This window comes from Bacillus cereus group sp. RP37 (genome assembly GCF_040459695.1).
Classification (GTDB): domain Bacteria; phylum Bacillota; class Bacilli; order Bacillales; family Bacillaceae_G; genus Bacillus_A.
In genome coordinates this window covers 13,433-30,238 of sequence record NZ_JARVHP010000002.1, presented here as the reverse complement: position 1 = coordinate 30,238, position 16,806 = coordinate 13,433, and the positions used below count along the sequence as shown (strand labels likewise).

The following is a 16,806-nucleotide window of genomic DNA, read 5'->3' as shown; positions in this document are numbered from 1 at the left end:
AATTAAAATACCAAAAATGGTAATATGAAGTCACCTTCAGTTGTCAATTGTGTCCCTTTTTGAAAGGCCCTGTCTATAATGACAAGGCCTTTTAAATTTCCCTAAATATACTTTCTATTTCGTTTTCTTTTAAATAACCAAAGTATGTATCCCCCTTTTAATCTATTAATGCTCTATAACGAATCAGAAATAACAAATTTATATTTTAGAATAAAAACGTATCCCCTCCTACATTTTCCTATACGAATCTAAGAAATAAATAATTTAAAAGGAAAAATAAAGATACTATGAAAATGAACTTGTATTTGTTTCTTTTCGTTGGTTTTCTAACATGTTGTATATAAAAAAATTTGATAATAATCAATCATCTGTAATCCCCCTCCATACCAAAAATAAGAAGCCTCTTTTTGAGAGACTTCTTATTTTTAATACAAACGACATACATAGGCTAAATATACACAATAAGATTAGGATGCTGAACCTTATTGCAGCTTTTTATAACATATAACCTCTCATTCCGTTTAATAATTCCAAATTATACAGCTTTATCAACATTTAAATGTTTATTTACATACAATGCACAAAAATAAAGCCAACTAAATATTTACTTATAGTACCAACGCATGCAAAAAACAGTTACCGTCCCATTCATAGTTTTGAAGATTTGTCCTCTCCTTCTTTAAGAACACTTTAAACTTCGGATAAATTACCTTATATCTTTATCTTATGTATGCAGAATTACATATCAAATCTCATTGAAAATCATTCTCGTTGTAACTATAATGGTTTCAAGAAGTGATATTTTCACTTCGTTTTCAAATCTCACAATTTATTAAAGGAGGAACTAGCATTATGAAAAAAGTTATTTTAGCAGGGGCATTAGGAATTGCAGTACTATCAGGTATGAATTTACCAGGAGCAGAGGCACCAAAAGCAAGTGCGGCAACTACGAACTTAGACATTCAAGAAGTTACAAAATATTACTCTATGAGTTCCTATGAAGTTTCTCAAAAAGAATCATTTAATCTTAGTAAAGGGGAAGAACTTACGGTCTTTGTACAAAATTCCGGGTTCCCAATTTCTTATACAGTCTTTGATGCGGATGATCAAGTAATTGGCACATACAATGCTAATTCACCATACGGTCGCGTATTCAAAGCACAAAAAGACGGTAATATTTCTGTTCAATTTCAAGCAGGAGTAAATTCTTCTTACATGAAGAAGATGAATTTCACAGCCAAATTTGCAGTGTCTAAATTTAACTAGCAGTAAAGATTTTCACTATCCTCTTTAAAGGCAAATTAAAAAGGTATATCCCTTCCATGGGATATACCTTTAACTTTAGTGAATTTTATATTGACCAGATAACTGTTCTTGCGCCATACGAACTAATCGTTTTGTAATTTCTCCACCTACTGAACCATTTGCTCTTGCTGTTGAATCTGGTCCAAGTGTAACACCAAACTCCTGAGCAATTTCATATTTCATTTGTTCAATTGCACTTGCTGCAGCTGCTATTAAGATTTCGTTTGAATTATTATTTTCGCGAATTTGCATTTTTTAAACACCTCCGTTGGATTTGGTAATATCATGCTCTATTTCCAACAAAATATGCAAAAAAATTTATTTGTTTAGCCATTTTACATATATACCTAAACTTTCATCCCTTATGTGGGAATAAATAAAGGTATAGGTCATACCTACACCTTCTCCTATCCTACTTACTTTTGAATTCCTCTATTAACTCCTGTAACTCTTGGGAGAGCCAATTTAAAGAATTCGCTAACTCTGCAATATCTTGTACATACAGTTCTTGCTCTTTCATACTTGTCTCTACATTACCACTGCTATGCACATATGTATTTGCAATGTGTGATAATTCATTTACAACCTTAACAATAGTTTGAGAATCTTTTAAAATGTCACTTGAATTATTCGAAATCGCTTTAATTTGATTTGTAACAGATTGTGCAGATCCTGAAATCTTTTCAAAGAAAGCACCACTACTTTGAACAAGCGTTATTCCTGATTCCACTTCCTTTGAACACTTCAGTATGGATCTTACAGCCTCCTCTGATTCAGCTTGGGTTTCACCAATTAAATTCGTTATATTCCTTGCAGATGCCTCGGTTCTTTCCGCTAATATACGTACCTCATCTGCAACAACTGAAAATCCTTTTCCCATCTCTCCAACACATGAAGCTTCAGTAGAAGCATTTAAAGCTAATAAATTTGTTTGATTTGAAATGGTTGTAATTATAGTAAGAATTTCATTAATTTCCTTAGATCGTGCTTCTAATACATAAATACTAAAAGATACATCTTGAACTGTACCTTGGATTCTTTTCATTTGATTCACAATTTGCTTAATCAAATCTTTTCCTTCTCCAGAATGCTGTTCCATGTCTTCCGAAGCAGTCGCAACTTGTTTGGCAGCTCCTTTCATTTCTTTCATCTTACTTTCCATTTCTTGAACAATTCCTAAACATTTTTGCACTACATGTTCATGAGAATGTGCTCCTAAATTTAATCCTGTAATAGCACTCGCAATTCCTTTAAAGGATATGCTATTCTCTTTTGTACCTACCGACAATTCTTGTGAAGATGTCGAAACCTGTTCAGCAGTCTGCCTTACTTTATCTATAATTTTATTAAACTTTTTAATAGTGTTATTAAAATAGCTATTAGTTATCCCTATATCATCAGACCTTTCATTCAATTTAATACTTAAATCACCTTCACCAACTTTACGTAACCCTTCTTGTAGATCCTTTAAAGGCGATAGAGATTTTCGTGAGATGAATATTTGAATTGTAATTGCGATGGTTAATGAAATTATTATAAATAGTAAACCGTGCACTATAAATTGTTTCTTTGTAAGAGGAATAATAGAAGCATCCAAATCTGCTGCAACAATTGCTATTATATTTTTATTTTCATCTGTAATTGGCTCTAAAATTGTTACCCATGTACCTAGTGCATCTCCATACACTTCGGTCATTTGTGCCTGCTTCGTTTTCATTACTTTGTCGTATGCCTTCTTCCAATGAGTAGGATGCTCATAATAGTCACCTGCTTTTACAGAACCTAGTTTTACAGAAACTGTATTTACTAATTCTGTATCCAAAGCTACTAATTGTAATTCAGCTTTATCATTTAGCTTGGCTCCTGTAACATATGTTTGTCCGACACTTTTCATATTCTTTATAGCTTTATCTAATTGCTCTGTCAATTTTTCTTTCTTCACTTTTTGTGCTGTGGGGTCTTTTGCTACATCTCTTACTACTTCTAGATCTAATTGATTTATTATTATATCGCCTGTTTCAAAAGACTGCCTTTCAAACATAGACATCATACTATTTTGAAACATATTAAAACTTAACGCCCCCATACTTCCCACAAGCGTTAGAATTACTAATACCGTTAGTAATATATTTTTCTGAAGCAACGATAGCTTATGCCAATATTTTTTCATTGATTTCACCTTTCTTATTTTCAACAATACAAAAACAAAGTAGTAACATATAAAAAGGTTCTCTTTCTGTTATTAATTTAAATATTTGAAATAGCATACTAGTCATTCAACCAAACGTTCCAATTTTTTTCGTTTGATAGAGTTTTTTTCCTTGTATACTGATAGCTTCACTATATTTAAAGTAATAATTTAACGAATCTAAGCATTTATGTATTTAAATCTCAAAGCATCCTGCCATTGTAATGAGCATTAAAATACAGCTAATTTACAACAATCTCTTATATATCTCCACTAAAGAAATAATAGTTATGAAACCTATAATTAATAATGCTAAAGTTTATTTTGAACCCCATTACAATCTATTCTACAAATATCAGTTTTCCCATTTGCAATCTCATCTTATATATATCCAGCTGATTTGGGAAATCTATTAGTAGGAAGACGTTTACCTTCTACTACTTCACCTTTTCCATTTGTACTGATACCTTCTAGATCCATTATGTTAAGTGTTAGTTTTAGACGAAGAAAAGAATTCTTAAGCTCTCATCTTTGGCCATCTTTATCTCGCACAACAAAAACAAACTGGAAAGTTCCTTCCAGTTTCCTATTTTATAACTATTTTCCTTATTTTTCTATAACATTTTAATATCTACTTGTACAAAGTAAACCTAAACCCTTTTAGCCTAATCCAATTTATTTCTTCAATTATCTTAAAGTCGTATGAAATAGCACAATCAGTAAATTCTTATTACGAAACTTTTGTATTAAAAAATACTAAAGGACATACTCCTACAATATAAGCCATGGATGTAATTGTAGTACGATTTTCATCAGTAATAAACGTACACATGTTAAATAAAAAAAGACTCAATTATTTATACCTCATACATTCTTTTAGTATACATCCAATACTTTTTTCTTATATTCTACATCGTCAGTGACTCTAATTTTACCCATAGAAAAATCCCCTCCATAATAAATAGGTTAATGTGTTTTCTTTTTCCTATCTACTATGAGGGGAGTATGGCATAGCTTCTTTTGTGTAAAAGATCTAAGATTCTAGCGCAGTAATTAATTGCTGACGTTCTTTATCTCTAAAAATTTTAATTTCATGTTTAAATTCATAATTTCCTTCTTCAAATCTAACCCATTCCTTACTTGTCCAATATACAACATCTACATTTGCATCTAAAATTACCGAACATATGTCTACTAATTCTTCTTGGTAAAATGGCGCTTCTTTTGCTAGTTCAAAAGCTAGTACTTTTGGATCCTTACTTTTAATTTGCAGTTCCCTTGAAGTTTGCCCTAAATACTGCCATGGAGAGTGTAGGGATTGCACATGAACATTTTGAATTTCTTTAAAATGTGATGGAGAATGTATTGTAGCAGCAAATGTAGGTTTGCTCACTCCTATTGTTGTGCCTAAAGCAATAGAACCAATAATAAGTTTTTTAATCATTTTTTCAGCCCCTTTAATTATTTTAGATATGCTTCCTTTTTATACTACGTTCATGTTCGTGTAAATGAAGATGATTTGACATGATTCATCATTTTTCTCAAAAACTGTATATTAATTAATCGCTGTAAATTCACCAAAAACAAAAAAAGTTTCCTCAAGGAAACTTTTTTGTTTTTGGTATACATTATATGTATAAAAATTAGTTTTGAAAATATTTACTTATTTGTTGATAAAATTGTATATGGCTATTGTTCCTACTATTATCTACATACATTTCATGCAAAGCCTCACTACAACATAAACAAATTCATCTTATGACTGCGTTTCTTCTTACGAAATTAAGTGATTGTTTCAATAGCTAGTTTGGGAATCATAGAATTACTTTCTTTCTCAGCCCTATTATTCTGTTCTTTTGCCTAAAATTCCAATATCCCCATTACTTCTTTCGTAAATAGTTTAAAATCAGTTAAATGTTTTTCAATAATTTGACGAACAATATCTAAATTTACACTTTGATAATCATGAACAGCAATATTACGAAATCCAACCATCGCCTTTAACTTATTTGCTAAATCAGCGCTAAGTAATCCTGCTGTAACTAATAAATCAAAGGCCTCTCGACTAGATTGGGGTAGTCCTAATTTTTTCCCTGCAACAATATGCATTGCTAAATCAATACTCGCTTCACAAGCTCTTTGTATGTTTAATATTATTGAATCTTGTTTTGTAAAGTCCTCTAAATTTTCAGGGTCATTTCCATACACATCTTGGATTCTTTTTATACAACGCTCTATTGTAGAAATTTTATTTAAAATAACCTCATTCTTCATATATAGAACCTCTTTTCTTTATATCATCAAATACTATCTGTCTTTCTTCATTCAATTTTGAATACATTTTTAAGGTTTTCATTTCAAAAATGACCTTACGTTTTTCATCCGAACAAAATATTGTCTTTCCTGTATGTATAATCTGAGCTTGAAAAACTGTAGAAGCTTCGGATAAATCAACTAAATCAACATCTCTATGAACAATATTAGCTAACTCCTGCGCTAATAAAAACCGTTCATAGTTCCCTAAAGTTGTGTCACTTAAATAAGCTATATCAATATCACTATCTTCTCGTTCTCTGTTCTCAGCCGTTGATCCAAACACAATTATCCAATAGGGATTCACCGTCTCTTGTAATTTTTCTATAATAGCTGTTATCATGCCTTGAAAAATCATCTCATTAATCCCCCTTAGTATACTTGAATTTTATTATATCATAACCAATCATCAATCCTTTAAACGACTACAAATACTTAAACAAAACTAGAAGCTTATTTCTGACCTAAAATTATTATAGGTCTGGAGTAGGTATGTTGTAGCTTTGAATCATAAATAATTGTTTATAATCCAACACTTCGCCTATTAAATGTCTTTTATATTTTCTTCTTGCAAAGGCAAAAGACTGACAATAACTGTCAGCCTCTTACTTTTATAACTCTGAAGAACTTTAGCCTATTTTAATATACATTCTAATAATTTGAGGGTATATTACCCTAACAAAGACTTATATATTAATCCACCTTTAATTTTTCTTTTACTTTTGTAGGGAGTTCGTCTTTCTTAACCTCTTCCCAAGATTTCACACCTTTTTTCTCAGAGTAATATATACGTAAAAATGCTTCTTTACGAAGGTTTTTTAACGCTGTAAACTCCATTTCTTTCTCTTTACCATCCTTATCAAATCCAGGTAATTTATATTCGTAAGTCGTATCCCCATTTACATTTTTCTCTTTTAATTTTTCACCATCCTTGGTAATTTGCACATAATATGTATCTGTACCAAGACGATTTAAATTACACCCCGATAACAATACAGTAAACATCACAAAAACACTACACATAAGCACTATTCGTTTCATATTATTCACCTCATATCTTTTCTCACAAAAATTATATCCGAATCTTCTCACTACCAAAATCCATTAACATTACTCTAACATTACGTTTTTGTAAGGTAGTAAAAACAGCATAAAATTAAAAGGATATGAATTCATATTTCTATTGAATTCATATCCTTTGTTCTTATTGAGTATACTATTTTGCCTTATTCTAAATAGGAGATATTTCTATTATTCTGGGAAAATGAAGTTAGAGTTTCCTTCACTATTATCGGAATCCTCTTTCGTGAACGTAATAGTAGAACCTCCATTCCCTTTATTTATTTCTTGTTCCTCAGGAAATACAATGGAAGAATCATTCCCTAAGTTTGGTGAAAAACCAAGTTTAGATAAAATAGCTTTTAGATCGGGTAAAACACCAATTTTATCAGAGATTGGATCGTTAGATTTCGTTCCAGTACTAGGGTCACTTAAAATAGCTCTAATCTGGCTTGGTGTATATACTCTCCCCTGATTATTTTTTGCAATTCCTTGAATTGATGCAGCAGCACCAGCAATAATAGGCGATGCACTAGATGTTCCAGCAAAACTAGATGTATATAGATTTGTTATAAATTCACTTGGTTTAGCATCTGTAGTATCTACTGCATTCCCCCATCCATACACATCCACTCTACTACCGTAATTAGAGAAATATGAACGTTTATGAGGAACCCTTGCAGAAGCTGCCCCAACCATAATTGCCCCTGAATCTTTAAAATCAGGACTATTACGATTTAAAACTTGTTTACCACTACGGTCTCTAAATTGATCCAAGTCATTTCCGCCGTTTGCACCTGCTTCAATAATAATAATACCCTTATTTGTTCCCATACGAATTGCATCAAATATGTCTGGTTTTACTTCCACAGGCAAATAGTTCTTATCCCCATATCCATCGTAAGTTGCTTGTGCCTCTAATAAAAGAATATCTCCAGCTTGCATATTGTTAACCGCACTTAAAATAGCATCAGCTGTATTATAATTTCCGTTATCCCTAATCTGAGATACAACCTTTACCTTAGCTTTGGGTGCGATCCCAATTCCACCTATGTTATTATCCTCTGCCGAAACAATTCCTAAGACTGAGGTACCATGATCATGGTGCTCGCTTTTATTCTGTCCAGATATCAATTCAATCTTTTGATTCACTAAATCCTCATGACTAAATAACCACCCATACTCCATATCTACGAATGTAGTCCCTTTTCCATCCCCACCTTTTATGCTCCAGGCATAAGGTGCATTAATTCCTAATGGTGCTGGTTCAAGGTAACCTTGTCTTGTAAGTCTAGGCTCATCATATGGATTAACAGATAAATTTGGTAAACGCTCTTCTGGTGGCGCCTCTTCTTCCTGTAAATACGCCGTTTCAACAAGAGATGATTTTTCAATTTTTGTAAGTAATGCTTGTACATCAATATCATCTTGCGTTTCTACAATATAGTAGTTTAGCAAATTAGAAGAAATATGATCGGAATCTTTTATTTCTTTACCTAGATTTTTAATTTCTTTAGGATTTAAAGAATTAAAAAGTCGATTAATAGTTACATTTGGATATTCAGCTAAAATTCCAATGAATTCAGGATCTTGTTTTTCTTCTTTAATGAATTTTTCTATTCCATCCTGATATGGTAAATTCGCTTCATTTTTAAATTTTAAAATTAATTGTTTAGTAGCTTGCTTATGTACAGTAGAATTCAATTGCTTATTTGAATAATTGTAAGTAGCTGCGTAGGCAACTTCTGATTTTTCACTTGGAAGTATACCGCCTATTCCATTAAATGCTGTTAATGCAATTGAAGAAACTAGAATTCCCTTAAAAATTTTCAAAACGTGCACCTCTTCTTATCAATATATAATTATAAAAAAATGTATATTACCTAACTTCTTTTTATCAAACCGTTTTATATGTAGGACTGTATTTTCAACTCCATTCATTATTTAATACTTGTTTATACACCGTTAATACAACTAATTCATACCGACAATTTTATTCATTCAGTCGCACAACTGTAACCATTATAGTTACACCTTTATAAAATAGTCAACCTTAAATGCAATTTTGCATGTAAAATCATACATACTTCTATTAACTTGCCTCCAATTATTTCAAAAGAAGTTGAACTTCTATCATTTTGAGTAATTGCATATATGTAATATAAAACATATAAGGAGGTTAAAATGTGGTAATCTCAAGACAAGATTCCTGGACTGATGATAACGATTTACTTCTCGCATCAACAGTACTTCAGAATATTCGTAACGGTGGAACACAGTTAGCTGCATTCAAAGAAGTCTCAAAACTACTAGCTAGAACACCCGCAGCCTGTGGATTTCGTTGGAATTCATATGTGAGAAAACAATATCAAGAAGAAATACAACAAGCAAAACAAGAGCGAAAAGCGGGAAACAACATTCCCTTCTCTCCACCAGAAAAAGAAACAAACTCTTTGCCTATTACATTAGATGACATTATTCTCTTTCTACAAAATTATAAAGATGTGAATGAATTGACAAAGTTACAAAATCAAATTGAAGATTTAGAAGCTGAGAATCAATCCCTTTTACAACGTTTAACTATGTATGAAGAAGAGTATCGTATGTTACTGAACCATATCGATAAGACAAGAAATTTAATTGTAGTTGATTAAACAGCATAACTATATCGAGATTCAAGTAGGACCTTTACCCTTCAAAACCACTAATTATAAAGAGAATTCAGACTATTGTAATTGGTAATAAGTAAAATACACATACATAATGTATGTGTATTTTTAATTTGACTATTATTAAGAGAAATACTTAGTCTATGTTACATCTTTTCTAATATTTCTTGTCTTTCACACCATTTTGTTAGCTTTTCTAATGCTTTTTTAGATAAACGTTTTGTTTTATGATTACAAAATCTCGATAATGTAGACGGAGAAATACTAATTTCATCTGCTATTTCACGAATGCTTACCTTTTTTTCATTGTGTACTTTCAGTATTTGGTCACGAATCTTTTTCTCTATTTGCTCGACCGATTCTACAGTCTTCTTTATCTCTTTAACAACTGTTACTTCAGGTAATTGTTCTTGAGGCTCTTCTATGCTCTTCTTTCCAATTACTCTATCCATTGATTGCAGCATTTCCTCAGGAGGTAAAATAGTTATTCCTAAGTTAGCGTAATAATTTTTAAACCAGTTACGTTTCCCAATTTGTTGTTCATCCAGCGGATCACTATACTCCCAATGAGAGATTACTTTCTCATTTTCCAAATCCATTAGAACATTTTCTAGCTGTTCCTTAATACGATTCGGCTTCCAATCTTTTGGAATGTCCATTACTGCTAGTAATCCTTTGTCCCCTCCTATAGAATAAGGCTTTTTCAATGATGAATACATTTGCCTAATTCTCCATTGCCACGTTAAATATCGAATTAACCTTTTATGATATTTATGTCTATAACTATTATATTCAAGTGCTTTTTTAGACAATAAGGCCGTTGTATTATTTGATCCATATAAGTAATTAGTTAAAAAGCTGCCGGGCTTAATACGACAAGACTCAATACCCATATACTCATTTGTAACACTATGTCTCCACAATACAACCGAATCTAATACGAATAATCTCTTAACAACCTCACGCTTTAATTCTAGTCGTTCTCCTTCATCATCGCGGTCATTTAATACTACAACCTCATTTTCATCATTTAAATAGATAAAAATACTCGCTAAAGCAGCAATTCTCTTTGCTATTTTAATTTTATCTTCAGCTCGATAATATTCTTTATTTTTAACGACTGTCTTTGGAATGTTGCACATTTCTAAAACTTGCTCATATGAAAAATCAATAAACTCATCTGGAGATTTTGCTTCGTTGATCCACTGTATTGTAATTGCATCTAAACAATCTGCCGTTAAATCATCCATATTACTCATTACATCATCAACAAGGGTATTCCATCGGGCAGCTTCTTCAATATTTGTAAGTCTTAAATCCTCGTCTTTATGTGAAGAAAGTTGGGCCATCCCATTAGAAGACTTCGTTTCAATAGGATATTGTAAAACTTTGGTATTGTCATCCTCCTCAAATTGATTCTTTGCAATTCCATCTCTTAATTTATAATAAACAGCAGAGTTATTTACCTCATAATAATCCTCGTGGTTTACTATGTTGGTCTCTTCTATATTTTGATCATTTTCTAATATTATGGAACTTGAAGATGCTACATTTTGAAATTCTTTGTCTATAAATCCTTCAATTTCTTTATATATTTCTTCCTTATAGGAATCAATTTTGGCATAAATTTGTACTAATGTAGTACCGGATTCTTGCTTTTTTTCTAGCCAAGACACTAATGCAGTAAATGATGGGGAAGCATGCGGTGAGGTTAATACTTTATTATTATTGTTTTCAACATCTTTAAAGTATGCATTCCACTTATTCCATACTAGCTCATTCGTTTTATAAATTGGCTCAGAGATTAGCAAAGCATCTCGAAACATTTGTAATAAGTTATCCACTTTATATTCCTCCCTAAACCATGGATCACAACAAAGTAGTTTTTATCATAAATTCTTTACTACTATTTTATTTAATTTATTGTAACAGATATTTACAAGATTTTGCGTCTTTCTTTCCATAACTCCTCAATTTGCAACATGTTTGCTCTTTCTTTTACCTATTCTTCTTTACTTGCATTCCTTTTGCGCTTTGCTTTCCTTAACTCTTCAACTTGCAACACGGTTGCTCTTTCTCTTACCTATCTCTCCTTACTTACATTTCTTTTGCGCTTTGTTTCCCTTATAATTCTCAACTTGCAACAGTTTGCTCTTTCTCTTACCTATCTCTCCTTACTTACATTCCTTTGCGCTTTGTTTGCCTTAATTTTTCAACTTGCAACATCGTTGCTCTTTTTCTTCCCTATTCCACTTTACTTACATTCCTTTTGCGCTTTGCTTTCCTTAACTCTCCAACTTGCAACATCGTTGCTCTTTTTCTTCCCTATTCCACTTTACTTGCATTCCTTTTGCGCTTTGCTTTCCTTAACTCTTCAACTTGCAACAGTTTGCTCTTTCTCTTACCTATCTCTCCTTACTTACATTCCTTTGCGCTTTGTTTGCCTTAACTCTTCAACTTGCAACAGTTTGCTCTTTCTCTTACCTATCTCTCCTTACTTACATTTCTTTTGCGCTTTGTTTCCCTTATAATTCTCAACTTGCAACAGTTTGCTCTTTCTCTTACCTATCTCTCCTTACTTACATTCCTTTGCGCTTTGTTTGCCTTAATTCTTCAACTTGCAATATCGTTGCTCTTTTTCTTCCCTATTCCACTTTACTTACATTCCTTTTGCGCTTTGCTTTCCTTAACTCTTCAACTTGCAACAGTTTGCTCTTCCTATTCCCTACTTCCCCTTACTTACATTCCTTTGCGCTTTGTTTCCCTTAACTCTTCAACTTGCAACATCGTTGCTCTTTTTCTTCCCTATTCCACTTTACTTGCATCCCTTTTGCGCTTTGCTTTCCTTAACTCTTCAACTTGCAACAGTTTGCTCTTTCTCTTACCTATCTCTCCTTACTTACATTCCTTTGCGCTTTGTTTGCCTTAACTCTTCAACTTGCAACAGTTTGCTCTTTCTCTTACCTATCTCTCCTTACTTACATTCCTTTGCGCTTTGTTTGCCTTAACTCTTCAACTTGCAACAGTTTGCTCTTTCTCTTACCTATCTCTCCTTACTTACATTCCTTTTGCGCTTTATTTTCCTTATTTTTCTCAACTTGCAACACGTTTGCGGTATCCTTGCCCTATTTCTTTCAACTTGCAACAGTATAATTTATTTCTCAACCAAGTAATTTTTAAAAAATCATGTCATTTTAAAGTTTTTAAGCTATTTTTCTCATATTTTGAATAAGTTAGATACATAAAATGCAACATGTTTGCGGTATCCTTTCCCTAATTTTTCTATCATTTTTACTCTAATCCTTTATATACCAAGGGTTTAGGTACTTTTCCACTTACTTTTATACATATCGCACAACTTGCAACACGTTTGCGGTATGCATACCCTTATTTTTCTCGCAAGATGCAACACTGTTTGCGGTATCCTTTCCCTATTTTTAATCTATAAATGCCAACAAGTCCTTTTATATCAAGGTTAATCATTGTAATTCATTTTTAATGATTGCGTTCATCAACTTGCAACACGTTTGCGGTATCCTCTCCCTAACTTCCCTACAGATTTCAATCTAATTCTTTATATACCAAGGGTTTAGGTACCTTTTCACCTACTTTTATACATATCACACAACTTGCAACACGTTTGCGGTATCCTTAACACAAAAAAAAATTATGAAATTCTCTTATCCCTTGATACAACTAGCTTCATAAGCTGTTGCAAGTTGCTAATTTTCTTCTTAAAGGAGCACATTTTGCCAAATTTCGATTTGCTATAATCAAAATTGGTATATTTTATAGTATTCTGGCATACATTTCGAATTTTGCAGAACGGAGGTGAAAAAGATGGGGAAATCATTTGTGATACGTAATCAACGTAGCTTAAATGGGGAAAAGACAAACGCAGTTTTAGTCACACTAAAATCTTGGCAAAAGCTTGTGGAAACATTTGAGGAGAAATACTACAGCTATAAAGATACATATTTAGAAGATATTCTGCAGCACATGACATACGAAGAACGTATTGCTGACGTAGAAGGCTTTGTCGAAAAAGCCAAGCCATCTTTTTCACGTCGCGCAATGTCTGCAATTGCAGAAAAAACCGGAAGAAAACATAAATTATACGGTATTACGAATGCAGATCTTGAAGTATTCTTGTACCTACATAAAAAATGCTATACAAATGGGGTCATTCCAAATGTAACAATACATATGATGTGGGAAGATTACAAGCAATATAAAGAAGAATGTGCTTATATCCAACACTCTCAATTCTATATCGCATTAAAGAAATTAAACTTACATAACATTATCTCCATTGAAAATGGCGTAGATGGCCGATATACAATTAAACTGACTCATTTTATGAATGAGGAAACAGAAAAAGCAAATCCGTACGTATATATTAGTCCGGTTGTATTTACAAAGGATTTCTTTAAGCTCTCTGTAGCGGCTAAGAAGCTATTCTTAGATATCGCAATGCAACAACATACAGAAACAACTTTAAAACGTTCTTTGGACAAACAGGACGAAAGAGGCAATAAAACTCACTTTGGCGGGATGTATCGTTTCTTACATAAAAAATATCCGCATCAAATTCGTGCGGTTATCGAAGAATTAACAACTGCATTACCATGTACGGGGAATCCCCTATTCAAAATTTGTAAAATGCAAAAAGGTGTAAAGCATACAAAAAGATATACAACACTATACCTTTCAATCCATTCAGACTTCTTATGCACGAAAGAATCTGGTGAAGAACAACATAGGGATCCATTTACACCAAAAGCTACCTATGCTCGAAAAGCGAAATTTATCGAAGCAGTCTTACAAGAGATGAATATCGGTGAACTATCTGCAGACATGAATAAATTCATTCATGTTTTAAAGTATACTTGTCATCGTCAAATTCGCAGTGTCATTCGTGGTCTTCGTGACATGGTTGATCGAAAAGAAGGATATCCAACGAAAATTGTATATACATTGAAAAAACTATTGCATCAAACATCTCAATATCAAATTCTTGATACAGCGGCAAAAGAAGGCATCTACCCTCTTATTGCGCAACATATACCAAAAGAGAGAAATAGTGAACGTGAGCAAGCTGTCTTTAATTTTGGTCTACATTATTCTATGTACTCTCTTCATAACATTAAGAAGATGTTTAAAAATGTGCATGCACTACTGAAGCAGAAGTTTGCGGTACCAGTGACGGAAGAGTCTTATCACCGTAATTATCTAAAATACCAAGAAGAAACTTTATTTAGAAAATATGCATATGATCAGGGTGTTAATCTCCATGCATATATCGCTTTAGAAATTGAAATGCGTGAAAAACTAAAAGTTCGTGGTCATAAAGAACGTACGATTCCAAGTGATGTACGTGAATGGTTTATCGAAGCCATTGATAAGCTACCACAAGAAAAACTTCGTGTTATTGAGCTACCAAAGCAGTTTAATTTACTAGAGTTTATGCGTACCTTCGAACGTTTAGTACGTGCTGGTGTAACAATAACAAATCCGGATCAGGTGCTAACCGCGATGGAAATAAAATAAAAAGCAACAAGCTCTCTATTTTTGAAAAAATCGAAAGTGGAGGGCTATTCGTGTTTGTTTCATTAATACCCCTTTTCCACTTATCTATTTATACATACCAAATCAGAAGGGCTTCATGTAAAATGGGGTCTTTTTTTATGCAATTCTATACAAATCTTCTTCTGGCTATACAAAAATCTCCACACTACACATTTGGTATTCTTCACGTATAGTAAAACATTCGATTTTATATCTACAAAAAATCAGAAGGATATTTATAAAAATAGTGGATATGAGGACAATTATAATTAAATGTGAATAAGATTTCCTCAATATCCTTGATAATACTAGTGTCGTTCATTTTACCTAATAAAAATCATCAATAATAATGTGAGTTATGTGTAAATACTGAGTTATGTTAACAAGTAGAGACTAAATCTGAATAAATTGTGGATAATAGCACGCTAAATATCATCCCTTTTACTAAAATAAAGAAAATACCTTCTATTTACATGGTTGAATAAATATACTGTGATTTGTATTAATTTCCTTCCGATTTCATGTAGAAACATATAATTTTCTTTCTGCTTTTTTGTAGAATTGAAAGTCTAATAATCATTAAATCTACGGATACATTTTCTACTATTTATGATTTTTTATGTTCTAACATCAAATTTTCCCTTGTGGGAGTAGATCTTCTCCCTATTTTTGATAACCTATAATAGCTTTATCTTTATTTCTTTTTAATATATAAGATATATATTTATAATAGATTTTATTATTACTAGTATGATTGTTAATAAGATGTCAGACCTAATTGATAATATTTGTTAATTTAGTTATAATAATGGTAATTAAGGATAGCATTACCCTCATAAAAAAGGACAAACCTACGTATCCCTAACAGGGCGAGGTTTGTCCTTTTTTCATTATAGTAAACAATTATTATTAGAAGGATAAAATATGGCTGTACTAAAAAATACAAATTACATAGATATGAATACGCATAATGAGATTAGATTTTTCAAAGGGATATTTTTGGGACTAATCTTTGTAGTTCCTTTTTGGAGTAGTATGATTGCCTTATTCATTTGGCTTTGTAAATAATAATCAACATATCAAAAAGCAAAAAGTTGTTTGTTCGTTTGCTTTTTGATATACCAGTAACCATGCGTAGCAAAAAACAATAGCAGGTCTGCACCCTACTTTCTGTTATAATACACCCAAAAAAATTAGGTAATTATAATGAAGGTGACAATTAGTCTAGAGAAAATCTTAAAAGCCTTTTCTACTTATTTGAATGAAGACAAAGGGGTTAACTTAAAGACAGGCTAAATAACGAACTCTAATTATGGATAGAAACGCTTGTATAATCAATTTAATAGTAAACTATGGTTTATCCTTGAAAGAGCTTGTATCGCTTAATATGAGCCATATACAGTTTGCTAGAAATACCTTCGTGGTATCTGGAGGAAATGGATTAACTAAGTCTGTCTCCTTAACTAAAGAAAATACACAACAGCTTTACAAATATTATACGACTATTCCGGAACCAGTAAGATCTTGACAACACACAGATAGTCCCCTGTTTGTGGCATTTCATTTTAATCGAGGTACGTTTCGTTGAGTGTACGAAACGAAACGTACCTAAAATGCGGGGCTATACAAAAAGCCCTAACTTGAAGACAACAAAAAAGGCTTCTTCAAGTTGATTAAAAATGTACATAGCAAAATAAGCTAATA

Annotated in this window: 11 protein-coding genes and 1 pseudogene; 4 read left to right on the top strand and 8 right to left on the bottom strand. The window is 32.1% G+C overall.

Translation table 11 applies throughout. From position 1 onward, the window contains the following. Window positions 1-852: 852 nt before the first annotated feature. On the top strand, window positions 853-1,266 hold the full coding sequence (locus tag QCI44_RS28445) for a hypothetical protein (RefSeq protein ID WP_070169553.1): 414 nt from the start codon (window positions 853-855) through the stop codon (window positions 1,264-1,266). A 75-nt stretch (window positions 1,267-1,341) separates the two neighbouring features. Here QCI44_RS28445 and QCI44_RS28440 read toward each other — a convergent pair whose 3' ends face one another. The 7 genes from QCI44_RS28440 to QCI44_RS28410 form a co-directional block, all read right to left on the bottom strand. Continuing rightward, complete coding sequence (locus tag QCI44_RS28440; RefSeq protein ID WP_001167047.1) at window positions 1,342-1,557, bottom strand: alpha/beta-type small acid-soluble spore protein; 216 nt, start codon at window positions 1,555-1,557, stop codon at window positions 1,342-1,344. 160 nt (window positions 1,558-1,717) lie between these two features. After that, window positions 1,718-3,475 carry a methyl-accepting chemotaxis protein gene (locus tag QCI44_RS28435; protein ID WP_353811539.1) on the bottom strand — a complete coding sequence of 586 codons (1,758 nt, stop codon included), beginning with the start codon at window positions 3,473-3,475 and terminating at the stop codon, window positions 1,718-1,720. Window positions 3,476-4,526: 1,051 nt separating this feature from the next. Beyond that, complete coding sequence (locus tag QCI44_RS28430; protein WP_173601892.1) at window positions 4,527-4,937, bottom strand: hypothetical protein; 411 nt, start codon at window positions 4,935-4,937, stop codon at window positions 4,527-4,529. A 416-nt stretch (window positions 4,938-5,353) separates the two neighbouring features. Continuing rightward, on the bottom strand, window positions 5,354-5,767 hold the full coding sequence (gene hepT / locus QCI44_RS28425) for a type VII toxin-antitoxin system HepT family RNase toxin (RefSeq protein ID WP_000787540.1): 414 nt from the start codon (window positions 5,765-5,767) through the stop codon (window positions 5,354-5,356). Then, the gene (gene mntA / locus QCI44_RS28420) at window positions 5,757-6,164 is read right to left on the bottom strand and encodes a type VII toxin-antitoxin system MntA family adenylyltransferase antitoxin (protein ID WP_000577173.1); all 408 of its coding nucleotides are present in this window, start codon (window positions 6,162-6,164) and stop codon (window positions 5,757-5,759) included. Before mntA ends, hepT begins: the two co-directional genes overlap by 11 nt. A 335-nt stretch (window positions 6,165-6,499) precedes the next feature. Continuing rightward, complete coding sequence (locus QCI44_RS28415; protein WP_000822914.1) at window positions 6,500-6,847, bottom strand: YxeA family protein; 348 nt, start codon at window positions 6,845-6,847, stop codon at window positions 6,500-6,502. 210 nt (window positions 6,848-7,057) lie between these two features. Further along, the gene (locus QCI44_RS28410; protein ID WP_353811538.1) at window positions 7,058-8,698 is read right to left on the bottom strand and encodes a S8 family peptidase; all 1,641 of its coding nucleotides are present in this window, start codon (window positions 8,696-8,698) and stop codon (window positions 7,058-7,060) included. A 353-nt stretch (window positions 8,699-9,051) separates the two neighbouring features. Between QCI44_RS28410 and QCI44_RS28405 the strand changes: the two genes are divergently transcribed. Further along, on the top strand, window positions 9,052-9,519 hold the full coding sequence (locus tag QCI44_RS28405; protein WP_087953982.1) for an RsfA family transcriptional regulator: 468 nt from the start codon (window positions 9,052-9,054) through the stop codon (window positions 9,517-9,519). A 161-nt stretch (window positions 9,520-9,680) separates the two neighbouring features. Here the strand turns inward: QCI44_RS28405 and QCI44_RS28400 are convergent, their stop codons facing one another. Then, a complete protein-coding gene (locus QCI44_RS28400; protein ID WP_016135730.1) occupies window positions 9,681-11,378 on the bottom strand; it encodes a helix-turn-helix domain-containing protein in 1,698 nt (565 codons plus the stop codon). Window positions 11,379-13,374: 1,996 nt separating this feature from the next. Between QCI44_RS28400 and QCI44_RS28395 the strand changes: the two genes are divergently transcribed. Further along, window positions 13,375-15,084: a hypothetical protein gene (locus tag QCI44_RS28395; RefSeq protein ID WP_353811537.1), complete on the top strand. Its 1,710-nt coding sequence runs from the start codon at window positions 13,375-13,377 to the stop codon at window positions 15,082-15,084. Window positions 15,085-16,402: 1,318 nt separating this feature from the next. Then, a pseudogene (locus QCI44_RS28390) lies at window positions 16,403-16,627 on the top strand (integrase); the annotation flags it as partial. Between the last annotated feature and the right edge of the window lie 179 nt (window positions 16,628-16,806).